The organism is Clostridium massiliamazoniense, from assembly GCF_001403635.1.
Taxonomy (GTDB): Bacteria; Bacillota; Clostridia; order Clostridiales; family Clostridiaceae; genus Sarcina; species Sarcina massiliamazoniense.
This window is the reverse complement of the sequence record NZ_LN879468.1, coordinates 1,211,935-1,236,098: the sequence shown is the minus strand read 5'-3', so window position 1 is coordinate 1,236,098 and position 24,164 is coordinate 1,211,935. Positions and strand designations below refer to the sequence as shown.

General features: G+C 28.7%; 29 protein-coding genes. All 29 read left to right on the top strand.

Annotation, left to right across the window (positions count from 1 at the left end):
* Positions 1 to 134: 134 nt before the first annotated feature.
* The 29 genes from ARA19_RS12740 (at position 135) to fliF (ending at position 24,160) form a co-directional block, all read left to right on the top strand.
* The gene (locus ARA19_RS12740) at positions 135 to 554 is read left to right on the top strand and encodes a chemotaxis protein CheW (RefSeq protein ID WP_055071348.1); all 420 of its coding nucleotides are present in this window, start codon (positions 135 to 137) and stop codon (positions 552 to 554) included.
* Between the two features lie 35 nt (positions 555 to 589).
* Positions 590 to 1,096 (top strand): chemotaxis protein CheD, encoded by a 507-nt coding sequence (locus tag ARA19_RS12735; protein ID WP_055071347.1) that lies wholly within the window; start codon positions 590 to 592, stop codon positions 1,094 to 1,096.
* A 3-nt stretch (positions 1,097 to 1,099) separates the two neighbouring features.
* Positions 1,100 to 2,149 carry a chemotaxis-specific protein-glutamate methyltransferase CheB gene (cheB, locus tag ARA19_RS12730; RefSeq protein ID WP_055071346.1) on the top strand — a complete coding sequence of 350 codons (1,050 nt, stop codon included), beginning with the start codon at positions 1,100 to 1,102 and terminating at the stop codon, positions 2,147 to 2,149.
* 7 nt (positions 2,150 to 2,156) lie between these two features.
* Positions 2,157 to 2,918 (top strand): CheR family methyltransferase, encoded by a 762-nt coding sequence (locus ARA19_RS12725; protein WP_055071345.1) that lies wholly within the window; start codon positions 2,157 to 2,159, stop codon positions 2,916 to 2,918.
* 12 nt (positions 2,919 to 2,930) lie between these two features.
* Positions 2,931 to 4,916 (top strand): chemotaxis protein CheA, encoded by a 1,986-nt coding sequence (locus ARA19_RS12720; protein WP_055071344.1) that lies wholly within the window; start codon positions 2,931 to 2,933, stop codon positions 4,914 to 4,916.
* Positions 4,917 to 4,938: 22 nt separating this feature from the next.
* Positions 4,939 to 5,538, top strand: a complete 600-nt coding sequence (locus ARA19_RS12715) for a chemotaxis protein CheC (protein WP_055071343.1) — start codon at positions 4,939 to 4,941, stop codon at positions 5,536 to 5,538.
* A 23-nt stretch (positions 5,539 to 5,561) separates the two neighbouring features.
* Positions 5,562 to 5,921 (top strand): response regulator, encoded by a 360-nt coding sequence (locus ARA19_RS12710; RefSeq protein WP_055071342.1) that lies wholly within the window; start codon positions 5,562 to 5,564, stop codon positions 5,919 to 5,921.
* Positions 5,922 to 5,931: 10 nt separating this feature from the next.
* Positions 5,932 to 6,333 (top strand): chemotaxis protein CheW, encoded by a 402-nt coding sequence (locus ARA19_RS12705; RefSeq protein ID WP_055071341.1) that lies wholly within the window; start codon positions 5,932 to 5,934, stop codon positions 6,331 to 6,333.
* A gap of 18 nt (positions 6,334 to 6,351) precedes the next feature.
* Positions 6,352 to 7,347, top strand: a complete 996-nt coding sequence (fliM, locus tag ARA19_RS12700; RefSeq protein ID WP_055071340.1) for a flagellar motor switch protein FliM — start codon at positions 6,352 to 6,354, stop codon at positions 7,345 to 7,347.
* Positions 7,340 to 8,488, top strand: a complete 1,149-nt coding sequence (gene fliY, locus ARA19_RS12695) for a flagellar motor switch phosphatase FliY (protein WP_055071339.1) — start codon at positions 7,340 to 7,342, stop codon at positions 8,486 to 8,488. The genes fliM and fliY overlap by 8 nt, the downstream gene beginning before the upstream one ends.
* A gap of 159 nt (positions 8,489 to 8,647) precedes the next feature.
* Positions 8,648 to 8,926 (top strand): flagellar biosynthesis anti-sigma factor FlgM, encoded by a 279-nt coding sequence (locus tag ARA19_RS12690; RefSeq protein WP_055071338.1) that lies wholly within the window; start codon positions 8,648 to 8,650, stop codon positions 8,924 to 8,926.
* The gene (gene flgN / locus ARA19_RS12685) at positions 8,926 to 9,333 is read left to right on the top strand and encodes a flagellar export chaperone FlgN (protein WP_055071337.1); all 408 of its coding nucleotides are present in this window, start codon (positions 8,926 to 8,928) and stop codon (positions 9,331 to 9,333) included. Before ARA19_RS12690 ends, flgN begins: the two co-directional genes overlap by 1 nt.
* 54 nt (positions 9,334 to 9,387) lie before the next feature.
* Positions 9,388 to 11,205: a flagellar hook-associated protein FlgK gene (flgK, locus tag ARA19_RS12680; protein ID WP_055071336.1), complete on the top strand. Its 1,818-nt coding sequence runs from the start codon at positions 9,388 to 9,390 to the stop codon at positions 11,203 to 11,205.
* 12 nt (positions 11,206 to 11,217) lie between these two features.
* A complete protein-coding gene (flgL, locus tag ARA19_RS12675; protein WP_055071335.1) occupies positions 11,218 to 12,210 on the top strand; it encodes a flagellar hook-associated protein FlgL in 993 nt (330 codons plus the stop codon).
* A gap of 141 nt (positions 12,211 to 12,351) precedes the next feature.
* A complete protein-coding gene (gene fliW / locus ARA19_RS12670) occupies positions 12,352 to 12,780 on the top strand; it encodes a flagellar assembly protein FliW (protein WP_055071334.1) in 429 nt (142 codons plus the stop codon).
* A gap of 1 nt (position 12,781) precedes the next feature.
* Positions 12,782 to 13,000, top strand: coding sequence for a carbon storage regulator CsrA (csrA, locus tag ARA19_RS12665; RefSeq protein ID WP_055071333.1), 219 nt, complete (start codon positions 12,782 to 12,784; stop codon positions 12,998 to 13,000).
* Positions 13,001 to 13,171: 171 nt separating this feature from the next.
* On the top strand, positions 13,172 to 13,558 hold the full coding sequence (gene fliS / locus ARA19_RS12660; protein ID WP_055071332.1) for a flagellar export chaperone FliS: 387 nt from the start codon (positions 13,172 to 13,174) through the stop codon (positions 13,556 to 13,558).
* A 35-nt stretch (positions 13,559 to 13,593) separates the two neighbouring features.
* A complete protein-coding gene (fliD, locus tag ARA19_RS12655) occupies positions 13,594 to 15,120 on the top strand; it encodes a flagellar filament capping protein FliD (RefSeq protein WP_055071331.1) in 1,527 nt (508 codons plus the stop codon).
* 5 nt (positions 15,121 to 15,125) lie between these two features.
* Positions 15,126 to 15,455: a hypothetical protein gene (locus ARA19_RS12650; RefSeq protein ID WP_055071330.1), complete on the top strand. Its 330-nt coding sequence runs from the start codon at positions 15,126 to 15,128 to the stop codon at positions 15,453 to 15,455.
* Positions 15,456 to 15,516: 61 nt separating this feature from the next.
* The gene (locus ARA19_RS12645) at positions 15,517 to 16,056 is read left to right on the top strand and encodes a hypothetical protein (protein ID WP_055071329.1); all 540 of its coding nucleotides are present in this window, start codon (positions 15,517 to 15,519) and stop codon (positions 16,054 to 16,056) included.
* Positions 16,057 to 16,254: 198 nt separating this feature from the next.
* Positions 16,255 to 16,746 carry a hypothetical protein gene (locus ARA19_RS12640; RefSeq protein ID WP_055071328.1) on the top strand — a complete coding sequence of 164 codons (492 nt, stop codon included), beginning with the start codon at positions 16,255 to 16,257 and terminating at the stop codon, positions 16,744 to 16,746.
* 46 nt (positions 16,747 to 16,792) lie between these two features.
* A complete protein-coding gene (locus ARA19_RS12635) occupies positions 16,793 to 17,479 on the top strand; it encodes a hypothetical protein (protein WP_055071327.1) in 687 nt (228 codons plus the stop codon).
* Between the two features lie 321 nt (positions 17,480 to 17,800).
* A complete protein-coding gene (locus ARA19_RS12630; RefSeq protein ID WP_055071326.1) occupies positions 17,801 to 18,610 on the top strand; it encodes a flagellin N-terminal helical domain-containing protein in 810 nt (269 codons plus the stop codon).
* Between the two features lie 280 nt (positions 18,611 to 18,890).
* Complete coding sequence (locus tag ARA19_RS12625) at positions 18,891 to 19,997, top strand: NAD/NADP-dependent octopine/nopaline dehydrogenase family protein (RefSeq protein WP_055071325.1); 1,107 nt, start codon at positions 18,891 to 18,893, stop codon at positions 19,995 to 19,997.
* Positions 19,998 to 20,189: 192 nt separating this feature from the next.
* A complete protein-coding gene (locus tag ARA19_RS12620; protein ID WP_055071324.1) occupies positions 20,190 to 21,050 on the top strand; it encodes a flagellin in 861 nt (286 codons plus the stop codon).
* A gap of 386 nt (positions 21,051 to 21,436) precedes the next feature.
* On the top strand, positions 21,437 to 21,829 hold the full coding sequence (flgB, locus tag ARA19_RS12615) for a flagellar basal body rod protein FlgB (protein ID WP_278321700.1): 393 nt from the start codon (positions 21,437 to 21,439) through the stop codon (positions 21,827 to 21,829).
* 2 nt (positions 21,830 to 21,831) lie between these two features.
* Complete coding sequence (flgC, locus tag ARA19_RS12610) at positions 21,832 to 22,242, top strand: flagellar basal body rod protein FlgC (protein WP_055071323.1); 411 nt, start codon at positions 21,832 to 21,834, stop codon at positions 22,240 to 22,242.
* Between the two features lie 7 nt (positions 22,243 to 22,249).
* Positions 22,250 to 22,567 (top strand): flagellar hook-basal body complex protein FliE, encoded by a 318-nt coding sequence (fliE, locus tag ARA19_RS12605; RefSeq protein WP_055071322.1) that lies wholly within the window; start codon positions 22,250 to 22,252, stop codon positions 22,565 to 22,567.
* A 24-nt stretch (positions 22,568 to 22,591) separates the two neighbouring features.
* Positions 22,592 to 24,160 carry a flagellar basal-body MS-ring/collar protein FliF gene (fliF, locus tag ARA19_RS12600; protein ID WP_055071321.1) on the top strand — a complete coding sequence of 523 codons (1,569 nt, stop codon included), beginning with the start codon at positions 22,592 to 22,594 and terminating at the stop codon, positions 24,158 to 24,160.
* The last annotated feature ends 4 nt before the right edge of the window (positions 24,161 to 24,164 follow it).

Here is a 24,164-nt window from a genome sequence, read left to right as displayed (position 1 = left end):
TTATTAAATAAATGAAAGTATAATATAAATAAATCTTAAGTAGTGTTATTTTATGGTCGATATTTTAAATGTTAAAAAACTTTATATTAATTTTGATAAATATTAAAGTAATTTAGTTGCTTAGGGAGAAAAAAATGGATTATGAAAAAATATTAATATTTAATATTGCAGGAAGTGAATTTGCTATAAGTATAAAAGAGATTCATAGGATATTAAACCAATGTCGTATAACTCTTATTCCAGAAAAAGAATATTTTGTAGAAGGTATAATAGATTATTCAGATACTGTTTTAAATGTTGTAAACTTAGCTAAACTCTTTTCTATTGAGGAAAGAGATGAAGAAGAACTTACTTTAATAATAGTGACTAAGGAAGATAAAAAAGTAGCTTTAAAAACTAATGGGATTTCAAAAATTATAGATTTAAATTTAGAAAATAAAAAAAGTATACCACAATTAGCTTTTAAAGAAGGGAATTTTTTTAGTGGAGTAGTTAATTTTGAAGGAAGATTAGTGATACTTTTAGATGTAGAAAAAATTCTCAGCATTGCTTGAATAGAATAAGTTTTTAATTTGAAAGTGAGAATGTTATGGGAGAAGTTGAAAAGATCACTGTTGGCATAGCAGATTTAAAAGTAAGTAAGACTTCTAGGGCAATAACAACTGTAGGCTTAGGGTCATGTGTTGGTATAACCATATATGATAAATATAAAAAAATAGGTGGATTAGCCCATGTAATGTTAGCTGATAGTAGAAAATTTAATAATAATAAAAATAAAATGAAATTTGCAGATACAGCTATCCCTTTGTTAATTTCAGAATTAGTTAAATTAGGAGCTAATAAAAGAATGTTAGAAGCAAAAATAGCTGGTGGTGCATCTATGTTTAATTTTTCTGATAATAGCATTATGAATGATATAGGCAAAAATAATGTGGAAATGGTAAAAGAAGTTCTTGTAGAAAATAAAATTCCTCTTGTATCTAGTGATGTTGGTGGTAATAAGGGAAGAAATATGACATTAGATATAGAAACAGGAGAAGTTATTATAGAAATGGTGGGAAATGACAGATTAAAGAAGTTTAAAAAGGGGATTTAAGCTATGAATGGCAAAATAAAGGTTATTGTTGTTGATGATTCTGTATTAATAAGAAAAATTATATCAGATATGATAAATGAAGAAGATGATATAGAAGTAATAGGTGTAGCTAGAAACGGAACAGAGCTTTTAAAGAAGTTAGAATATGAAAAACCAGATTTAATTACTTTAGATGTGGAAATGGATAATATGAATGGCATAGAAGTTCTTAAGGAACTAAATAAGAGAGAAGAGGCCTATAGAATTTTAATGGTAAGTTCATTGACTACTAAGTCATCAACAACCACAATTGAATGCTTAAGGTTAGGTGCTTTAGATTTTATTTCAAAACCATCTAAAAGAACTTCAGATTTAAAAACTATAAAGGAAGATTTAGTTAGTAAAATAAGAGTTCTTGCAAAGGTAAAGAAAAATAATATAAGAAGAGCAAAAGACATTGAAGTAAGGAAAATAAAAACTACAGGAAATATAATAGAAAAAAATAAAGGGAAAATACAAGCAGTAGCAATAGGTGCTTCTACAGGAGGACCAAAAGCTTTAAATGAAATAATAACAAAGTTACCAGAAGATTTAGGTGTTCCCATATTCATTGTGCAACATATGCCTGTTGGTTTTACTAAAACTTTTTCAGAAAGACTAGATAAACATAGTGCTCTTAGAGTTTGTGAAGGCTTTGAGGGACAAATTATTGGCAGAAATGTAGTTTACATAGCTCCAGGCGGATACCATATGGAAATAAACAAGAGTAAGAAAATAACACTAACAAAGGAGTCACCTTTATGGGGAGTAAGACCAGCTGTAGATAAATTATTCATTACGGCATCAGAAGTCTATGGAGATGGATTGCTAACAGTAGTTTTAACAGGAATGGGAAGAGATGGTGCAGAGGGTACTGCTTTTTCTAAAAAAAATAATGGATATTGTATAAGTCAGGACGAGAAATCTTCATTAATATATGGAATGCCTAGAGTAGCATATGAAACAGGGTGCATAGATGAAGTTGTTCCTTTAGAAAAGATGGCTGAAGTTATATCTAAAATAGTTAAGGGATAGGTGAGCTATGGAATATAAGGAGTTTTACAAGTGGGTGCATTTAAAGTTAGGGATTAATTTAGAAGGATACAAGCAAGAGCAATTAAGAAGAAGAATAGAGAATCTAATGAGAAGATTAGAGATTAAAAGTTTAAAAGAGTTTACAGAAGTTATGGAAAGAAATATAAGTTATAGAAATAAATTTTTAGATTTTATAACTATAAATGTAACAGAATTTTTTAGGAATCCTGAGTTATATAAAAATTTAGAAAAAAGTATAAATACTAACTTTCCAAATAAGAAAGAGAAGTTAAAGATATGGAGTGCTGCTTGTTCATTAGGTTGTGAACCATATTCTGTTGCTATGTTATTGAAAGAAAATGGTTATAGTAATTTTAAGATTATAGGCACTGATATTGATAAGAATATTTTACAAGCTGCTAAAGAGGGAATTTACACAAAAAACGAATTAAAGAGTATTCCATCAACATATAAAAAGTATTTTGGAGAAAAAAATGGACAATTTTATCTTTCAGAGGATATTAAAAAGTGTGTAACATTCAAGAGAGCAGATTTAATATTAGATAAATATGATAATAATTTTCACATAGTTTTATGTAGAAATGTAGTAATTTATTTTAATAATGATATTAAAAAATCTATATATAAAAAGATAGGAGATTCTTTAAATAAAGGTGGATTATTTTTTGTTGGAGCTACTGAAAGCATAAATAATTTTAAGGAATTTGGATATGAAAAGGAATCAACTTTTATATATAAAAAAATTTAGGGGGAGAATTTAATGGATACAACTCAATATATGAGTATGTTCCTTGAAGAATCAAAAGATAATTTACAAATGTTAAATGACTGTCTTTTAGATTTAGAAAAGGAACCAGAAAATATTGAAAAAATAGGTGAAATATTTAGAGTTGCCCATACTATGAAAGGTATGGCTGCCACTATGGGTTTTAATCATATAGCTGAATTAACTCATAAAATGGAGGATGTTCTTTCAAAGTTTAGAGATGGTGAAATCTATGTAACCGCTGAAGTAGTAACTGTGTTATTTAAATGTTTAGATGGCTTAGAAAGAATGGTTGATAATGTTGAAAATTCCATAGAGGAAAATTCAGATGTAAATATAAATGAAATAATGAAGGAATTAGTTAAGGTTTCTAGTGAAAATATAGAAGAAAAAGAAATTGAAATTTTTGAATCTAAGGAGTTATTAGAACTTAATGAATATGACTTAAGTATTATAAGTCAAGCCAAAGAAAGAGGATTTGAAGCTTTTAAGATAAAAATAGAGTTAGATAAAAATACTTTATTAAAATCAGCAAGAGCATTTTTAATATTGAAGGATTTAGAGGAACTTGGAGAAGTAATAAAATCTTATCCATCAACTGAAGATGTAGAAGCTGAAAATTTTGAATTTACTTTAGAGTATATTTTATTAACAGAAACTATAGAATCTAGAATAAATGAGACTCTAGAAGGGCTTTCAGAGGTTGATGGATATTCTACAGAACTTTTAGAAGTAGATAAATTAGTAGAGAAAAAAATAGAAGAAGAAGTTAAAAAAATAGAAGAAAAGAAAGAAGAAGTTAAAGAAAAGCCTAAGAATGTAGCTAAAAAGACTCCAAATAAGAGTAGTAAGGCTCATCAATCAGTTAGGGTTGATTTAGAGAGATTAGATAAGCTTATGAACATGGTATCCGAGCTTGTTATACATAGAACAAGATTAGAGCAAGTGAATAATGATAATAGATTTATGGAGCTTAATGAAATATTAGAGCAAGTAGCAAGAACTACATCAGATTTACAAGATTTAGTGATGAAAATAAGGATGCTTCCTCTAGAGGTTGTTTTTAATAGATTTCCTAGAATGATTAGAGATGTAGCTGTAGATCTTAAGAAAGAAATAAACTTTATTATAGAAGGGCAAGATACAGAACTTGATAGAACCGTAATTGATGAAATTGGTGAACCACTTATTCACTTATTAAGAAATGCAGCAGACCATGGTATAGAAAGTAGAGAAAATAGGGAAAAAGCAGGGAAAAGCCCTGTAGGAACAATAAAACTTACTGCTTATCAAGAGGGAACTAAGGCTGTAATTAAAGTTGAAGATGATGGTGCAGGGGTTAATATTTCAAAGGTAAAGGCTAAGGCAGAAAAGGTTGGAATAAATACTGAAGGACTTAGTGAAGATGAAATAAGGAATTTAATTTTTGCTCAAGGATTTAGTACGAATGAGGTTGTAACAGACCTTTCTGGAAGAGGAGTTGGTATGGATGTTGTAAAAACAAAAATATCAGCCCTAGGAGGAACTATAGAACTTTATAGTGAAGAGGGAAAAGGTTCTACCTTCATAATAAAGCTTCCTTTAACGCTTCAAATAATACAAGCTTTACTTGTTAAGGTTGGAGAAGAGAACTTTGCTATATCTTTAGGATTTATAGATAGAGTAATTGATTATAGAGAAGATGATATTAAGAAAACTAATGGAAAAGAAGTTGTTATTTATAGAGAAAATATAATTCCTTTAATAAGGCTAAATGAAGTTTTTGAAATTGAATCAAGCGAAAACGCAAAGAAGTTCATAATCATAGTTAAAGTAGGAAGTAAGGAAGTTGGACTTTTAGTTGATAGCTTACTTGGGCAACAAGAGGTGGTTATAAAGCCTTTAGGAAAAACTTTAGAAAATCTAAAGGAATATATAGGAGCAACTATTTTAGGAAATGGATTAGTTACCTTAATTTTAGATGTAGCAGCTTTAATATAATGAGTAAAAAAGGGTGGTAAAAGTGGATTATTCTAAATTAACAGATATGCATTTAGATGCAGTTAAGGAGATATTTAATATTGGAGCTGGCCATGGGGCTAATGCACTTTCATCTCTTTTGAGCACAGAAATAGATATAAATATTCCTTATTTAGAGATAATAGACATTGAGACAATTTATGAAAAAATAGCATTGGAGGAGGTGGTTATTGGTGTATTAATAAGGATTATTGGAGATGCACCAGGAAATATATTATTTACATTTAGTGAGGAAACAGCAAAAAAAGTTATAAAAACCTTAATAAATTATGAGGGTGAAATTGAAGAGAGTGAGATGGGACAATCAGTCCTATGTGAAATAGGAAATATGATAGGAGCATCTTATATGAATGCAGTATCTGAATTTACTGGGATAAGAATGTTAGCTTCTGTTCCAGCATTAGCCCATGATATGACAGGAGCTATACTTACAACTGCATTTATAGAAAGTCTTCAACAAGCAGATAAAATATTAGAGATAAAAACAAATTTAAAAGTTATTGGTGACAGCCTTAGTACTTGTTTATATTATCTTCCAAGTGAAGATTCATTAGATAAAATATTAAGTTCAATAGGGTTTTAGTTAAGTTTAGGGAGGAATTTGAAATGGCAAGAGTATTAATAGTAGATGACGCAGCGTTTATGAGAATGATGGTAAAGGATATATTAACAAAAAATGGATTTGAAGTAATAGGAGAAGCAAGTAATGGCTTAAAAGCAGTTGAATTATATAAACAAGAAAAGCCAGATGTAGTAACTATGGATATAACAATGCCAGAGATGGATGGAATAGAGGCAGTTAAAGCTATAAAAGCCTTCGACCCAAATGCTAGAGTGGTAATGTGTAGTGCAATGGGACAACAAGGAATGGTTATGGATGCTATAAAAGCAGGGGCAAAAGACTTTATAGTAAAGCCTTTTCAAGCTAATAGAGTTTTAGAAGCTATAAATAAAGCTATGAAGTAAGGAGTAGAAAATGCAAATAGTAATATTTAAATTAAAAGATGAATTGTTTGCAGTTGAAACAGCTAAGGTTCAAAGCATAACAGATGTTATGGAAATAACAAAGGTTCCAAAAGCACCTATGCATATAAAGGGACTTATTAATTTAAGAGGAAATATATTGTCTTTGTTAGATATAAATTTACTTTTAAATATAGATAAGGAAGATAACAGTCAAAGAAATGTAATAATTATTGACATAGAGGAAGAGGAAATTGCAATTTTAGTTGATGAAGTTGAAGAGGTTCTAGAAATTGATGAAAAAATAATTCAAAAATTTGATAATGAGTTAGGAAAAGAATATGTTAAGGGAATAGTTAACTTAAAAAATAGAATAGTTACTTTAGTTGATTTAAATAAATTATTAGGTAATTAATTGAAATGAGGGGATATAGTGAGTGAGGTATTGTCACAGAGTGAAATAGATGCACTCCTATCTGCATTATCTACAGGAGAAGTTGAACCTGAACAATTAGAACAGGACAAAGTAGAAGCAAAGGTAAAAGTCTATGATTTTAAAAGTCCTCAGAAATTTTCTAAGGAACAAATAAGAACTTTAGAATTAATACATGATAATTTTGCAAGGGTATTATCTAACTATTTAACAGGAAGAGTAAGAAAAAATGCTAAAGTTAAATTAGTAACTGTTGAACAGTTAACCTATGAAGAATTTATACATTCGGTGCCTAATCCTACAATTCTTATGAATTTTAAATTAGCTCCACTGAATGGAACTCTTGTATTTGAATTTAATCCATCTTTTAGTTTTCAAATTATAGATATACTTCTTGGGGGAAATGGTGACAGAAAGCAAATAAGCAAGGAGTTTACTGATATAGATAAAAATATAGTAAAACAAGTTGCAGAGGGAGTAATAGAGAATATAAAAGTAGCTTGGAGCGAAATTTTAGATGTTACTTCAGAGATTGAGGGGATGGAAACTAATCCAGCACTTAATCAAACTATAGCACCAACTGAACCAGTTGCTCTAATTACTTTTTCTATAGAAATGGGAAGTGGAACAAGTTTCATAAATCTTTGTTTACCATATTTAAGTATTGAAAAAATCATGGATAAATTGGTAGTTCAGCATTGGTTTGAACATAATGCAGAAGAGGATAAGACAGAAAATAGATTTAAACTTCAAAGAAATATTAATGAAGTGAGTATAAATTTAGAAGCAGAGCTTGGTAAAGGGAATATTACCATTGATGAATTTTTAAAGCTTGCTGTAGGAGATGTTGTTACATTGAATACAACTACAAAGGAACCTATAAAGGTTATTGTAGGGGACAGAAGCTGTTATTATGGGAAACCTGGATTAATAGGAAAATATAGAGGATTAGAGATTCTCGACACAATTGAAGAGGTGGTGGAAAATAATGAGTGATGGATTTTTATCACAGGAAGAAATAGATTCTTTACTTAATGTTGGAGAAGATAATAATGGAGAAGGGGAACCAGAAGTAGAAGAAGTAGTATTATCAGAATTAGATAAGGATTTACTTGGAGAAATAGGGAATATTTCTATGGGTTCAGCTTCAACAGCTTTATCACAAATATTAAATCAACCTGTTAATATAACTACACCAATTGTAGGAGTAACTACTATTGGTGAATTAAAAAATAATTTTGATGTTCCTAATATTTTATTAGAGGTTGAATATACATCAGGGATAGTTGGAAAAAATATATTAATAATGAAAATTCCTGATGCAGCTGTTATTGCTAATTTAATGATGGGTGGAAATGGAGAAGCTACAGCTACAGAGCTTAGTGAAATTGAAATAAGTGCAGTGCAAGAAGCGATGAATCAAATGATAGGTTCAGCAGCAACTTCCATGGCAACAATGTTTGCAAGAGAAGTAAACATATCGCCACCAAATTCTAGGACTTGGAATACCTTAAGTGAGCCTATTGCAGATGATTTAAGAGATGAAGAGGCTATTATAAGTGTTAGTTTTAATTTAAATATTGGTGATTTAGTTGATAGTAATATAATGCAAATACTTCCTATAAAAACAGGAAGAAGGATTATATCTATAATGATGGGAGAAGATACTGAAAGCAATGAAAGTGATTCAGTAGCTTCTGTAAGTGAAAATGAACCAATAGCTCCAATTGAAAACACCTATGTAGAACCAAAACCTATAGTTAATGAACTAGTTAGTACATATGAGGAGTCAGTTAGAGTGGAACCTCCTAGACAACCTGTGGAGGTACATAATGTAAAATTTGAGAGCTTAGAACAAAATACTAATGTTTCAGGATATAATAATATAGATTTAATAATGGATGTTCCTTTAGAAGTTTCAGTGCTTCTAGGAAGAACTAAGAAGAGTATAAAGGATATATTAAATTTAGGGGTTGGATCCTTAATAGAGCTAGATAAATTAGCTGATGAACCAGTAGAAATATTAGTAAATGGAAAAATGATAGCTTATGGAGAAGTTGTTGTTGTTGATGAAAACTTTGGTGTTAGAATTACTAGTATAGTAAGTGGAAAAGAAAGATTAAATAGTTTAAAGTAATAAAAAAGAAAGTCGTATTTTGTCGTTTATAGGTAAAATATGGCTTTCTTTGTTTGATTTTTTTTCATTTTTAATTAAAAATAAGTATAAATAAAATAAATTTATATACGATAATATTATTATAGAAGAAATAGAGAGTAGCTAAAGGAGGAATTTGTTATGAATATAAATGGTATAAATTCAACTAATAGAATAATGAATAGTTATGGAAAAAGTAAGGTGAATAATTCTGTTAAAAAAGAAAATATACAGTTAAGAGACAAACTAGAAATTTCTAATGTAGCTAAATCAATACAAAATAAAAGTTTAGATATAAAGGTTGATCATAGTAAGGATATAGAAAGAATAAAAGAAGCTATAAAAAATGGAACATATAAAGTTAATAGTGAAGATTTAGCTAAAGCTATGGTTGAAAGAATGAGGGGTAATAATATTTAATGGATTTAATAGTTTTAAAAAATATTATTGATGAAGAATCTATAGGATTAAAAAAATTATTAAAGTTACTTGATAAGCAATATAAGTTGATAATGAGTAATGATCCTATAGAGGTGGAATCTATAGTAGATGAAATAAAGTTATGTAATAAAGAAATAGCAGAGTTAGAAGTAAAAAGAAGAAGAGTTTTAAATGGAGTTTCCTTAAAGGAGATTGTTTTTAATAGTAAAGATAAGGAGCTTGAAGAATTATTTAGAGAAGCTAAGAAATTAGTAGAACTTTTAAAGTTACAAAAAGAAAGTAATGAGCTATTGTTAAAACAACAAATTTCTTATAATACTAAGATGCTTATGATACTTAATCCAAATAGGCAAGCAAAAACCTATAATTCTTATGGACGTATTTAAGGGTTAAGTCAAAGTTTATAATATATAAGTTTAAGTAATAAAGGGGAAAAATTTATGAGTTTATTTTCTACGTTAAATGTCGGAAGAAGTGGGATGTTTACTGCACAACAAAGTCTTAATACTACATCTCATAATGTATCAAATGCTAATACGGCAGGCTATACTAAACAAAGGGCTAAAATAGTTACAAATAGAGCACAGAGTTTAAGTAATGGAGTTGGACAAGTAGGTACAGGGGCACAAGTTCAAGCTATTGAAAGAGTTAGAAATAACTTTTTAGATTATCAAGTTAGAAATGAAAATTCTATTTTGGGTACTTATGATATGAGAAGTAGTTATTTAAGCCAAGTTGAAGGAATATTTAATGAACCATCAGATACAGGAATAGCTAATCTTATGAGTAAATTCTTTGATTCATGGCAAGAACTTTCAAAACAACCTCAAAGCTCTAATAATAGAACAGTAGTTGTACAACAAAGTTTAGCTTTAACAGATGCATTAAATCATACAGCTAAGAGATTAGAAGAATTAAGAAATAATGCTCAAAATGAAATAAGAAATTCAGTTAATGGTATAAACTCAATGTTAGATCAGATAAATCAACTTAACAAAGAGATTACCACTGTAAGTATATCAGGAAATTCTCCAAATGATTTAATGGATAAGAGAGATTTACTTTTAGATGAGTTGAGTAGGAAGTTTGGAATTTCTGTAGATAAAGAAGGGTTTGAAGGAATTAATGTAAGAGCACAGGGCGGGACATTAAGTTCAGTTCCACCTCTTGTTAATGCTAATCCTAATAGTGATTATACGAGATTATCATATATAAATACTATAGAGAGGGATAATACTGACCCTTCTGGAACTACATATAAAATAAGCTATTACCAATTAGGAAATATGGATAGTGAAAATAATATAAAAACTTTAACTATTAGGGATGTTACTGATGAAACTCTTAAGCAAATAGAAAACTCTAGAGTTATTTTATCAGATTCAAGGGGAATGGCAGTAAAAGGTGATGGTTCACCTCTTAGAAATAATGAAACTATAACAGCTAGTGAACTTATGGTGTTTACACCAAATCACGGTGAATTATCTGGTGCAATGTCAGTACAAAAGGATCTAAATGATTATATAAAGCAACTTGATAGAATGGCACTTGGATTAGCTTTATCGGTAAATGCTATACATTCTGGAGTTGAAAATGCTATAGGTGGAAATGGATATCCAGATAAGGATTATATGCCTTTCTTTGTAAATTCAGCAATTGCTAAATATGGAATAGATGGGACAGTAATTAATTTAGATAAACTTTTAGAAGAAGAAGGCTCCATAAGGGCTGCTACTATAACAATAAATAAGGAACTTTTAAAAGATCCTATGAAGTTAAAAACAAAAACTCATGATAGTGATTATCCATATACAGCTAATAATAATGTAGATGGTGAAACTGATGGAGAAAGAGCATTAGCTATTGCTCAACTTAGAAATTCAATGATAAAGTTACAAAATATAGGTGGAACCATAAGAAAAAGAGCAGATTTGTTTGACTTAAGTAAAGGTGGAAATAGATTAATAAATAATGGAATGACTATAGAAAATAATACTTCTGGAATGAATATGGAAGGTTACTATAAGGACATTATAGATAGACTCGGCGTGCAAAGTCAGGAAGCACAAAGAATGGTTGAAAATCAAAGTAACTTAGTTATGGATATAGCAATGCAAAGAGAGAGTATATCAGGGGTTAATTTAGATGAAGAAACTATAAATTTAGTTCAATTTCAACATGCTTATAATGCAAATGCTAAAGTAATTTCAACAGTAGATGAATTACTAGATGTTGTTGTAAATGGATTGAAGAGATAAGGGGGAGTTTAAATGAGAGTTACCAATAAAATGATGACAACTAGATATCTTAACAATATGAATAGAAATTTAAATCAAATGCAAAAAATACAAAATCAATTGACTACAGGAAAAACAGTTCATAGACCTTCTGATAATCCATTTATAGTGGCTAGAAGTATGCAGTTAAATGCAGATATTGAAGCAAATGAGCAATACAATACTAATATTAAGGATACTATAAATTGGTTAGATGCAACAGATACAGCCTTAGGACAACTAACAGATACAATGCAAAGAATAAGAGAATTAACTGTATCAGCAGGGAATGCAGCTTATGGAGAAGATGAAAGAAAGGCCATAGGTGATGAAATTAATCAAAGAATAGAAGAAATAGGAACTATTTTAAATACAAGCTTTGATGGAAGATATATTTTTGGTGGAACAAGAGGAGCATTTAAGCCAGTAGGAACAGAAAAAGATAACTTAGGAAATTCATTTTTAAATTATATTAGTAAAGAAGGTGTAGCCATAAAAGAGGGTACTGATAATTCAAAACATTTAGATGAATTAGTAATGATAGGACGAGATTTAAATGTAGAAATATCTAAAGGTGTAGTAATGGATTATAACGTTACTGCAAAAGATATAATAAGCTTTAAAAATGAAGCTGGAGAAGAACTGAATATGATGAATTTATTAGGAGAGTTAATAAGCAATATAAATTCACCAGATATTGTTGATAGAAACAAGGTAATAGAAGAAAATCTTAAGGGTGTAACAGATGCTATAGATAATTTACTAACTATAAGGGCAGAGGTTGGGGCTAAACAAAATAGAATGGAATCAGCCCAAAGTAAAAATGAAGAAGAAAACCTAAATTTAAAGGAAGTTTTATCGAAAACAGAAGATGTTAATTTTACGGAAAAGAGTATAGAAAGTGAAACAATGAGGACTATATATATGGCATCATTACAAACTTCAGCAAAGGTATTACAACCATCTTTATTAGATTACATAAGATAAGTAAATTTTGTAATGTAATTTACTAGATGTGAATTATAAAATTAATGTAAAAGATATAGAAAGCTTGTGCCTTTCATCTAGACTGCTTTTATTTAATGGGTTAAGATAAAAGATATAGAACCAATATAGGAGGGTGACATTATGAATTTAGAGACGTTGAATTATGGGACTATAAGCTATAATGAAGAAAATATTGTAGTTTTTGAAAAACCACTTTTGGGATTTAATAATTTAAAAAAATTTGTTTTAGTTGAAATAGAGCAAAATTCCATGTTTAACTTATTACAATCTATTGAAGAAAAAGCTGTAGGGCTTATTGTGGTTAGTCCTTTTAGTGTAAGACAAGATTATGAAATAGAATTAGATGAAGCTACTATTAAGGAATTGGATATAGAGAGTTATGAGGATGTTGCTGTTATGAATACTGTAACATTAAATGCAGTACCAGAAAAAATAACAACTAATTTAAGAGCACCTATAATAATAAATATAAAAAACAAAAAAGGTAAGCAAATAATATTAAATAATGATAAATATAAGATAAAAGAACCTTTAATGGGGGGAAAGTAGTATGCTAGTATTATCAAGGAAAAAGGGTGAAAGCATATTAATTGGAGAGAACATCGAAATATCAGTAATGAAAATAGAAGATGGTTTAGTAAAGCTTTCTATTAATGCACCAAAGGAAATCTCAATATTGAGAAAGGAACTTGTACTAGAAGTTACAGATGAAAATAAAGCTGCCATAGGTGGAGATTTAAGTTTACTTAAATTAATTGAAAATAAATAAAACAAAATGTTATGAGCATTGAACTAGCAATTAAAAGCTCTTCATTTCTTTACAAAATTATTGTAGAAGAAATGTTAGAGCTTTTTTGCGTAATTAGTTTGATTTTTCTAAAGTTTTAGAATAATTTAGTCGATTGTTATTTTATGAATATTAATGTTGGGGGTAATTAACTTGTATAAAAGTAATGGATATAATACATACAAAGAAAATAGCATAACATCAGCATCAAGGGAACAGCTTTTGTTAATGCTTGTTGATGGAGCAGTTAAATTTGTTAAAAAGGGTAGAATTGCTATAGAAGAAAAAAATATATCAGATGCACACAATAATTTAGTTAGGGTTCAAGATATATTTTTAGAGCTTATGGCTACTTTAGATAGAAAAGCAGGAAAGTGGGCAGAGGATTTATTTGACTTATATGCTTTTATAAATAGAACAGTAGCTGAAGCTAACTTAAAGAAAGATGTAAAAATATTAGATGATGCCATAGGATTAATTGTGGAAGTAAGAGATATGTGGCATGAAGCTTATAAGTTATCTAAGGGACAACTTGCTTAGATAAATTAAGAATTATATAGTAAGGAGTGAATTTTATGAGATTAGGTGGTCTTTCTTCAGGTTTAGATACTGATACTATGATTAAGGAAATGATGAAACCACATCAAAGTAAAGTTGATAAAGCTAAACAGGATAAATTATTAGTTGAGTATAAGCAAGAGATTTATAGAGATATTATGAAAGATATGAGAGGGATTTATACTAAGTATTTAGATATTGGTTCTTCTACTAATAAGGATAACAATCTTTTATTAAGTTCAAATTATGAAACTGTTGCTTTTACAAGCAGCAATGATTCAGTTGTTACAGCTAGAGGGCTTGCTGGTGCTAAGGGAGGTAATTATAGTGTTACTGTTAAACAAATGGCTAGTGCATCTAAGTTATCTATAAATATGGATGCTTTCAAGGGTGCAACTGGAGATAATGTGGAGATAAAGATTGGTGGAGAAACTATTAATATTAGTTTATTAGATAAAGAGGGAATTTCCATAAAAGAAAATTCAAGAGCTATAGTAGATAATATTAATACAGCTATAGCAGAACATAATAAAAAAGATGGAGTTAATAAAATTGATATTAAAGTTTCCTATTCAGAAATGGGAAATAATATTACTTTAGAAGGGAAAAATACTGGAGAAAGTAATAATTTAGAGATGTCTATTTCTGGTATAGCTAATAAAAATGATAAAGGTGAAGATACCTTTAAATTCATAGAAGCTAAGGATGCCATAGTTGATTTAAAAGATTCGAGTGGAAATATAGTAAGAGATAAAAAGTATTCAAGTAATAAATTTATCATAGACAATGTAGAGTATAGCATAAATGGTGTTTCTGAAGAAATTAAGGATAGTACAGGGGCTACTATTGGCTATGAAGAAAGTAAATTAAATGGAAAAGCTGATACAAAAAAAACTATTGAGAATATAAGAAACTTTGTTAATGATTATAATAATATGATTGATAAGGTTAATAAACTTTTAGTTGAAAAAAATGATTCTTCATATAAGCCTTTAACTGAAGAACAAAAGAAGGAAATGAGTGAAGATGAAATAAAGCTTTGGAATGCAAAGGTAAAGAAAGGCTTATTAAGAAGTGATAATATTTTGTCAGGAACTATTAATGAATTTTTAGGACATCTTTCAACTAAAATGGGAAGCGGATTAAATTTAAGTGCTATAGGAATTTCAACTAATCCAGACTATAGAACTCAAAAGGGAAAAATAATTTTAGATGAAGATAAATTATCTAAAGCCTTAAGTGAAAATGGTGAAGAGACAAGAAAATTACTCAACGATACCTTTGGAAAAATAAAAGATACTTTAAATAATACTGCTGTTAGTTCAGGATCTAAACTAGCCAAAAAAGCAGGCTATGAAGGAACTGCAACGGCTATTAATAATGAATTAACTAAAAAGATGGAAACACAACAAAAAAAAATTGATCAATTAACAAAAGCTTTAAAAAGTAAGGAAGATGCTTATTATAAGCAATTTACAAGACTTGAGGTAGCTATGAATAAGGCAAATTCTCAAATGTCTTATTTTATGCAACAAATGGGGTAAAATAAATGGATGATTTACTAAAAGAATATGCAGAGCTAAGTAAAGTAGCTTTAAAAGAATTGGACAAAGAAGAATTTGAAAATTTAGAAGTTTTACTAGAACAAAGAGCAGTATTGCTTAAGGAAATAGTTAAATTAAATGATGGTAATGCAGAAATAAAAGAATTAATAAAAAAATATGAAGTATTAGAAATAGAAAGAGATTTCGTAGAAAAACTAAAAAATAAAAAAGAGAAAGTGAGAGAAAATTTAAATAATATTAGAAAAATGAAAGCTATGAATAGTCAATATAGAGATGCAGCAGGAAAAGTTTTTTTCTTGAATAAGCAAATTTAAATTTTTAAAAGTATTTAGTTATTTTAATATAAGTATTAAATTTTTGCTTAAGGAGTTTTATATGAAAAGAGTTTTTAAGTACGTTGCAATTGGAACTATTTCTGTAGTTGGCCTTTTAGGACTAAATTACAGTATGCTTCAACCTGTTAATAGTTTAAGCTCAAAGGTTGATGGAAATAATACTATGTCCTTACTTAAGGAGATTAAGACAGAACATGGTGCTATAACATTTTCTGTAGAAAGTAATATTTATGAATATAACAAAAATTCTTGGGATGATGGAATTAGAATGGAAGCTGATTACTTTAAAAAAGGATTTTTAGATTATAAACATAGTTATGGTGATGCTGAAAATGTTAAAGTTATAGATAATAATATTAGTATAAATAATTTTCAAACAAAGGATAAAAGTAAAAGGTATTTTTATGGTTACATAAGTAATCCAGAAATAAAGGAAATAGCATTAATAAATGGTGATAAAAAAGAAATGGCAGAAATAATAGATTATTATGGTCATAGATTTTGGGTTGGTGAAAATAAACTTGGAGAAGGAGCTAAGGTTCAAGTTACTATGAATGACGGAAGTTCAATAATTATTTAATTGGTGTATCTAGAAAGAAAGGAAAGCAAGGCTTTTCTTTCTTTTTTTCTAAAGTTAAAAGGTAAATAATCGAATATAAAATTAAGGGTAAATTTAGTGTTTAAAAATAATTTAGAAAAATATTAAAAACATATAAAGTAAATTAAAAGTTATACGAAATATATAATGTAGTTAATTATTTTAGAAGAGGTGACTTCAATGAAAAATAATTCAAAAAAGCTAAGAATTATATATATTATGTTGTTTTTAGTTTTCCTAGTTACAGTAGGCGTATTTTTTCTAAAAGCAAAAGGTACAAATAAATTAAAAGTAGCACCTAATGTTATAACGAAGGATTCAGATGTAAAAAAAACTATTGAGGAGATGCAGAAGGAAACAGATGCAAGTATGATTGGTGTTAAGATGAATATACATCCTGTATTTAATACTGGTGATGCTTTTGGGAATATACTTCTTGAAAATACATCAAGTAATGGAAATTCATATGTAATGACTATAGTTACTGAAGATAATGAAGAAATTTATAAATCAGATTTAATAACAAAAGGAACTAGAATTGATGAAATTAAGCTTAATAAAAAACTTAAAAAGGGTAAATATCCAGCAATAGCATATTTTACATCATATGATAAAGATCAAAATAAAAAGGGTAAATCAGGAATAAACATAGAAATTAATGTTTTAAATTAGTAATTAAAGTACATAAACACTATCATTTATGAGGGGGAATAATAAAATGAATAAAAAATTAATTAGTGCTTTATTAACAATGTCAATATTTTTAGGGACATCTTCAATAGCTATGGCAGAAACAATAGATAACTCAACAACTACAGAGGCGGAATTAACAGTAACAGGAGAAGTTGCTCCAGCAATTATAAATGTTGAAATACCAACAACTCTTGGATTTAAAATAGATCCATTTAACATAGGAAAGGCTGGTAAAGTTAATACGTCTGTAATGACTATAGAAAATAAGAGTAATGTTCCAGTGGAAATACAAATGTCAAAATTAAAAGGATCAGCTAGTGGAGACCTTAATCTTGTTGAAAGTCCAGCAGAAGTGACAAATGAAGGAGATAGCAAAGATGCTTTTTTATGGATTGGGCAACTTGCAGTAACACCAGATAAAAATGAGGAAGGAAAATTTACATCTGTAAAACCATTAGGAGCTTATAATGAAGCTAAAAATAAACAACAAGTTGTAACAGGAACTGAAGGTAGTGAAGTTGTTAGTATGGGAAGTTTAGTAGAAGCTACATATGATGAAGAGGGAGATTATTCGGCAACTAATGCAAAAGGAAAAATGTATTTAGGAATTTTAGGTGATGTAAGAACAGTTGATGGATGGGCAGAAGAGGATGGAGTAGAAATAACAGCTACTTTTACTGTTCAACCAAAAGCTGTAGGTAGTATAAAATAATAAAAAATAATAAAAGGTAAAAATGGTGTTTATGTATTTTATATAAAGGGCTGTTTCAAAGTGAAGTTACACTTTACTTTGTTGACAGTCCATTTTTTATTTTAATTCTGTAAAATTTATTATAATACTTTTCATTCAATGAAAAGTTAAGTATTAAATTTTATTAAGGTATTTAAAAAATAGATTAAAAAAATAATAAAGAAACTATAAAGTAATAAAAAGAAATAACGAGTATATAAGTGTAAGGTTTTAGGTCTAAAATAAAATATAAAAAAATAAGAACAAGGATGTTCAAAAGGTAAATTCAAGGAGGAATTTAAAATGATAATTAATCACAATCTTAATGCAATGAATGCTCACAGACAAATGGGAATCAACACAACTAATCAAGGAAAAGCAATTGAAAAGTTAAGCTCAGGTCAAAGAATAAATAGAGCTGGTGATGATGCTGCTGGTCTTGCAATTTCAGAAAAAATGAGAGGTCAAATAAGAGGGCTTGAAGGTGCTTCAAGAAATGCTCAAGATGGTGTATCAATGATACAAACTGCAGAAGGTGCTTTAAATGAAACTCATAATATGCTACAAAGAATGAGAGAATTAGCAGTTCAATCAGCTAATGACACAAACGTTGATGCTGATAGAGAAGCAATACAAGCAGAATTAGATGCTTTAATTGAAGAAATTGATAGAATTTCTACAGATACAGAGTTTAACACTCAAAAATTACTTGATGGAAACTTTGATGGACAGTTACAAATAGGGGCAAATACTAACCAAGTAACAGGTATACAAATAGAAGATATGAGTGCAAATGGATTAGGTGTTGATGGAATAACACTTGATGATCATAGTAATTCAACAGCAGCTATTGAAACTATAGATGAAGCTATAGCAACTGTTTCAACTCAAAGAGCAAATTTGGGAGCAACACAAAATAGATTAGAGCATACTATTGCTACAAATGATAATTCAGCAGAAAACTTACAAGCTGCTGAATCAAGAATAAGAGATGTTGACATGGCTAAAGAAATGATGAACTTATCTAAGAATAATGTTCTTGTTCAAGCAGCTCAAAGTATGTTAGCACAAGCGAATCAACAACCACAAGGTGTATTATCATTATTAAGATAGTTATATGTATATTATTTATTATAGACAGAGAGAAATCTCTGTCTTTTTCATTATCAATTATTGTGAAAAGAATTATAATTTTTATGTATTTGGTTTTGATTATATAAAACTAAGTATTTTATATTTGTAAATTAATTTACAAATAAATAAACAATTTATGATTAATATTGAAATTGGTAATTTAATTTTGCTATAATTTCTTTAGTGATAAAGAGATTTTATTTTATATAGTAAGGTTTGTTTTACCTAATAATTAAAAAGTAAAGGGGGATTTAGAATAATGAATATTTTAGTTGTTGGTGGGGGAAATATTGGGAGCTACTTAGTTTCTATATTATCTGAGGATAAAAATAATAGGGTAACTTTATATACTTCTAAACCTGAGGTTTTTAATGATAGATTTGAAATTATTGAGGAGGAAAATGGTAGCAGTAGAATGTCAGGCGTTTTTAAGGCTACTAATAATTTAAGGGAAGCTAGTAGTGATGCAGATTTAATTCTTATTACTTTTCCAACATTTATGGCAAAGGATTTCTTAACTGACCTTAGTAAATATGTTAAAGATGATTGTAATATTGGTTTTACTCCTGGCTTTGGTGGAAAAGAATTTCTTATAAAGCTATTTGAGGGAAAAAATTGTACTTTTTTTGGAACTCAGAGAGTGCCAGCTATTATTAGAGTAAAAGAGTATGGAAAATCAGTAATTATAAAAGAAGTTGGAGAAACTGTTAGTTTAGCTTCTATTCCAAAGGAAAAATCAGTAGAACTTTCTAATATGATGAGCTCTCTGCTTGGAATACCTTTTAGAGCTTTAGATAATTATATTACTATAACTTTAACACCATCTAATCCAGCTATGCATCCATCAAGATGTTATGAGTTATTCAAGGATAATAAGCATTTTTCTAAAAATCCATTATTTTATGAAGAGTGGGGAGATTTTGCTTCAGACTGCTTAATAAAAATAGATGATGAAATAGGGAAACTTTATGAAAAATTAAGTGGAATAAATTATGAGCATGTAGAAACTATAAAAAATAGATTTAGTATAAAAACACCATCTGAGTTAACAGAAAAGATTAGAAATAAACCAGGATTTAAGTCTATAGGTTCACCTGTTAAAGAAGTTGAAGATGGTTTCATGGTGGATTTTGATTCGAGATATTTTGGAGAGGATTTACCTTATGGCTTGTGTCTTTTAAAGGCTTTTGGAGATATTCTTGAAGTGGAATTACCACTAGTAACAGAAATAATAGAATGGTATGAAAAAGAAACAGGATCCAAATACATTATAAAGGGAAAAATAGAGGGGAAGGATTTACTTATACCTCAAAATTATGGAATAAATAATAGAAAAGATTTATTAGATTTCTATGGATTAAGTTAACTTTAGCAGGCTTTTGCCTGCTTTTTTTATTTTAAGGGATTAGATTATTTCTGAATTTTGGGGATTAGATAATTTCCTTTAAAGCTTACAAGAGATATGGGGAAATTAAAGTTTATTAAATAAAGAACGATTATAAACGTAGAATTAATTCAGGTAAATTTAATTAGAAATAAGGGTGGAGGTATAAATTTTATGCGTTTAAGTTATAATGTTATGTCAATGAATGTTTTTAGAAATTACAGTGAAACATCTAAGGTAAATAGTAAAGCTCTTTCTAGAATATCATCAGGAAGTAAAATTATGTCTGCTAAGGACAATCCAAATAAATTAGGACAAAGTGAAGGTTTTAAACTACAAATAAGAGGGCTTCAAGCAGCACAAAGAAATGTACAGGATGGAGCTTCTATGATGCAAACTTTTGATGGAGCATTAGATGGAATTAGTGAATCTCTTATAAGAATGAGAGAGCTTACTGTTAAAGCTGGAAATTCTACTAATACGGAAGAAGATATGAAGGTTATTCAGAAGGAAATTGAACAAATTAAAAATGGTATAGATGATTTAGCTAAAAATACAGAGTTTAATGGAGTTAAATTAATTGGTGGTAATGGTGTTAATGATAATAGATTTCCAGGGACTATAAAAACTGTATCTGGAGCTAATGTAGGAGAAACTATAGATATACCTAAATATAATGTTGGTGCAGATTTTTTAACTGATGCTACAGGGAAGAGGAGCATAAGATCATTGGATATTTCCAAAGGGGATATTACTGAGGCTTTAGAAACAATTGATCAATCAATGAAGACTATAAATGAAATTAGAGGAAAGTTTGGTGCTTTAGAAACACGTTTTACTAATTTGAGTAAGAATTTTGATGAAAATAACATTATGCTAAGTAGAGCTCAAGGAAATATAGAAGGTGCAGATATAGCAAAAGAAATGATGGAATTTACAAGAACTAATATTTTAATAGAAGCAGCTAATGTTATGATTGCTCAGACAAATAACTTGCCAAATGATGCTCTTAAAGTTTTAGAAAGAATTAATTAAATTATATAAATACAGTTTGTCAAATTTGTAAAATCGTTCGACAAGTTGTATGTGTTTTTTTACAAAAAAATACATAAAATTAAGAGGTTTATTAATTATATTTTTGTCTAATTATAAAATTTATAGACTTTAATGGAGAATTAAAGAAAGTTAAAAGAAATATGGAAAATAATATTAACTAACTGTAAAATTACGATTTTACAGTTAGTTCTGTTAAAAGAATATTTTATTTTTTTTTCAATAAAATGGAGTATAATATTTATAAAAGCAATAAAAATAGACAATATTGTTTAAATTTACATAAAATTAAATAAGTATTAAGTAGGTTTTTGTAAAAAAATAAAGTATTTATGATTAAAATGTAAAGTTTTAGAGGAGGGGATTTTGTGTCTAAAATTGTAGATACGGGAAGCTATACTTACGAATTAATAAAAAGAGCTTTAGATGCGTCAGACTTAAGAGGAAAAGCTATAGCAAATAATATAGCAAACATAAATACAAAGGGATATAAAAGAATAAATGTGACTTTTGAAGAAACACTTTCTAATGTTACAGCGGATTTTAGAACTAAAGGGAATACTAAAGTATCTAAAAATGAAATAGGATCAATTTCATTAAAGAGAGATAACAGTACTTCTATGAGAGCTGATGGAAATAATGTTGATTTGGAAGTAGAAAAAACTAACCAAGCAGCAAATACATTAATGTATAATGCTTTAGTTTCAAAGGCTAATGGAAAACTTTCTATGCAAAAATATGTTATTTCAGGAGGTAGATAAATATGAGCAATTCCTTATTTTCATCAATGAGAATAAGTGCTAGTGGTTTATCAGCAGAAAGATTAAGAATGGATATTATAGCTAATAATGTGGCTAACAGTAATACTACTAGAACTGACTCAGGAACAGCTTATAGGAGAAAGATAGCTGTCTTCAAGGAGAATTTAGACAGTGAATTAAAACCAAAGGGTGTAAAAGCAGTGGCGATTAGAGAAGATAATAGCGAGTTAAAAGCAAAATATGACCCAACACATCCAGATGCTAATGAAGAGGGCTATGTACTTATGCCTAATGTAAATATTTTGAATGAAATGGCAGATATGATAGCAGCGTCAAGAAGTTATGAAGCTAATGTTAATACTTTAAATGCTTCAAAATCTATGTTTATGAAGGCTTTAGAAATAGGAAGGTAATTAAATTATGAACATATCAAGCAATCCATACCTAAGAATTAATGATTTAAACAATAATTTATTTTTAAACAAAGTTGTAGATGAAAAATTAGAAAATAAGTCTAATGGATTTAAAAATATTATTACAGAACAATTAAACAAAGTTAATGAGAAACAAATAGAGGCAGATGTACTAACTGAAAAAATGATAAGAGGAGATAAGGATGTTTCAATTCATGAAGTAATGTTAGCAGGTGAAGAAGCAAATATGTCACTACAATTAGCAGTTCAAGTTAGGAATAAGTTATTAGAAGCTTTCCAAGAAATAAGTAGAACACAAATTTAGTCAAAAAATTTAGGGGGACAATAAATGGATAAGATTAAGGAGTTTTTTGGTAAGCTTGTGGAAAAGTTTAAGAGCATGGGAAGGTTAGCGAAAATCTCTATTATTGTATCTTTTGTAGCCATAATAATAGCAGTAATTATATTTGGGGTGTATTCGTTTAAGAATAAGTATAATGTGTTATTTACAGGATTAGATCCTAAGGATGCAAAGGTTGTTACTGAAAAACTAAAAGAATTAAAAGTTGATATGAAAATAGAGGGAGATACTATTTTAGTAACTAAAGATAAGGTTGATGAACTAAGGTTAGAATTAGCTCCACAAATAAGTAATGGTAGCGTTGGATACGAGCTTATGGATCAAGGTGGATCATTTGGAATGACTGATGAGGAATTTCAAATTAAAAAGCTTAGAATGTTACAGGGGGAGCTTGAAAAGACTATAAAAACTTTCCCACAAATAGAAAATGCTAGAGTACATATTACATTACCCAAGGAATCTGTTTTTGCAAAAGAGAGCGAGCCAGGTAAGGCTGTTACATACATACAAGTTAAGGCAGGAGAGACTGTTGAGCCAGAGCAGGTTAAATCAATAGTATCTTTAGTTGCAGCAGCAGTTCCTAATTTACCTAGGAATAATGTAGAGGTTATAGACCAAAATATGAAGCTTTTATCAGAAGGTGTTTTTGATGAGAATGGAAATGGTACAGCATCAGGAAGTGCATCTGTAGAAAATCAAAAAACTTTAGAAAAGAATTATGAGGAAAAGCTTGAAAATAGCGTTTATGAATTATTAAATCCTGTTATAGGTAAGGGTAAAGTGAAAACACAAATTAATGTTCAGATGGATTTTGATTCAAAACAAAAAACAGAAATTATAGTAGATCCAAATAAAGTTGTAAAAAATCAAGAAACTTTAAGAGAGAAAAATGGAACAGGTTCAGATTCTACAACAACTAATCCCGTAGATGATAATATGAGTAATACCATAGATGAAGGAAATGGTAATAGTGGTGAGAATTATAGAGAACAAAGTAAAACAGAGTATGATTCAGGAAAAACAGAAGTTAAAACCATTAGTGCACCTGGTGAGGTTAAGAGAGTTACAGCTTCTGTAGTTATAGATGGTTCTTTAGATCCTATGACAACAGAGGCAATAAAGGAACTTGTTAGCACAGCTATAGGATATAAACAAGACAGAGGAGATCAAATAAGTGTGATGAGCATGAATTTTGATCAAAGTGAAAATGAAGAGACTAAAAAACAAATTGAAGCCATGAAGGCTGAAGAAAAGAAAGAAAATATTAGAAATATTGTTAAGTGGTCTTTAATTGCTCTTATATTAATCATAATAATTGTATCTTTAATAATTTTCTTTAGAAAGAAAAAAAATGAAGAAGATGATGAGGATGAAGAAAGACTTTTAGATATTGTTGTTGATAATGATGTTAATGAAGTAGCTAATTTTGAACCAATTAATTTTGAAGTTAACAACCAAAAGGTTCATGTAGAAAATGAAATTAAGAAATATGCGACAGAAAAACCTGATCAAGTAACAGATGTTATTAAATCTTGGTTAAATGAAGACGAGAGGTAATATA

Coding starts and splice junctions, on each gene's coding strand:
- csrA (WP_055071333.1), top strand. CDS start 12,782: ATGCTAGTATTATCAAGGAAAAAGGGTGAAAGCATATTAATTGGAGAG.
- flgK (WP_055071336.1), top strand. CDS start 9,388: ATGAGTTTATTTTCTACGTTAAATGTCGGAAGAAGTGGGATGTTTACT.
- fliE (WP_055071322.1), top strand. CDS start 22,250: ATGAACATATCAAGCAATCCATACCTAAGAATTAATGATTTAAACAAT.
- flgN (WP_055071337.1), top strand. CDS start 8,926: ATGGATTTAATAGTTTTAAAAAATATTATTGATGAAGAATCTATAGGA.
- ARA19_RS12630 (WP_055071326.1), top strand. CDS start 17,801: ATGATAATTAATCACAATCTTAATGCAATGAATGCTCACAGACAAATG.
- ARA19_RS12620 (WP_055071324.1), top strand. CDS start 20,190: ATGCGTTTAAGTTATAATGTTATGTCAATGAATGTTTTTAGAAATTAC.
- cheB (WP_055071346.1), top strand. CDS start 1,100: ATGAATGGCAAAATAAAGGTTATTGTTGTTGATGATTCTGTATTAATA.
- ARA19_RS12645 (WP_055071329.1), top strand. CDS start 15,517: ATGAAAAGAGTTTTTAAGTACGTTGCAATTGGAACTATTTCTGTAGTT.
- ARA19_RS12705 (WP_055071341.1), top strand. CDS start 5,932: ATGCAAATAGTAATATTTAAATTAAAAGATGAATTGTTTGCAGTTGAA.
- ARA19_RS12640 (WP_055071328.1), top strand. CDS start 16,255: ATGAAAAATAATTCAAAAAAGCTAAGAATTATATATATTATGTTGTTT.
- fliW (WP_055071334.1), top strand. CDS start 12,352: ATGAATTTAGAGACGTTGAATTATGGGACTATAAGCTATAATGAAGAA.
- ARA19_RS12625 (WP_055071325.1), top strand. CDS start 18,891: ATGAATATTTTAGTTGTTGGTGGGGGAAATATTGGGAGCTACTTAGTT.
- ARA19_RS12735 (WP_055071347.1), top strand. CDS start 590: ATGGGAGAAGTTGAAAAGATCACTGTTGGCATAGCAGATTTAAAAGTA.
- ARA19_RS12725 (WP_055071345.1), top strand. CDS start 2,157: ATGGAATATAAGGAGTTTTACAAGTGGGTGCATTTAAAGTTAGGGATT.
- fliD (WP_055071331.1), top strand. CDS start 13,594: ATGAGATTAGGTGGTCTTTCTTCAGGTTTAGATACTGATACTATGATT.
- ARA19_RS12710 (WP_055071342.1), top strand. CDS start 5,562: ATGGCAAGAGTATTAATAGTAGATGACGCAGCGTTTATGAGAATGATG.
- fliY (WP_055071339.1), top strand. CDS start 7,340: ATGAGTGATGGATTTTTATCACAGGAAGAAATAGATTCTTTACTTAAT.
- ARA19_RS12635 (WP_055071327.1), top strand. CDS start 16,793: ATGAATAAAAAATTAATTAGTGCTTTATTAACAATGTCAATATTTTTA.
- flgC (WP_055071323.1), top strand. CDS start 21,832: ATGAGCAATTCCTTATTTTCATCAATGAGAATAAGTGCTAGTGGTTTA.
- flgL (WP_055071335.1), top strand. CDS start 11,218: ATGAGAGTTACCAATAAAATGATGACAACTAGATATCTTAACAATATG.
- fliF (WP_055071321.1), top strand. CDS start 22,592: ATGGATAAGATTAAGGAGTTTTTTGGTAAGCTTGTGGAAAAGTTTAAG.
- ARA19_RS12650 (WP_055071330.1), top strand. CDS start 15,126: ATGGATGATTTACTAAAAGAATATGCAGAGCTAAGTAAAGTAGCTTTA.
- ARA19_RS12720 (WP_055071344.1), top strand. CDS start 2,931: ATGGATACAACTCAATATATGAGTATGTTCCTTGAAGAATCAAAAGAT.
- ARA19_RS12690 (WP_055071338.1), top strand. CDS start 8,648: ATGAATATAAATGGTATAAATTCAACTAATAGAATAATGAATAGTTAT.
- ARA19_RS12740 (WP_055071348.1), top strand. CDS start 135: ATGGATTATGAAAAAATATTAATATTTAATATTGCAGGAAGTGAATTT.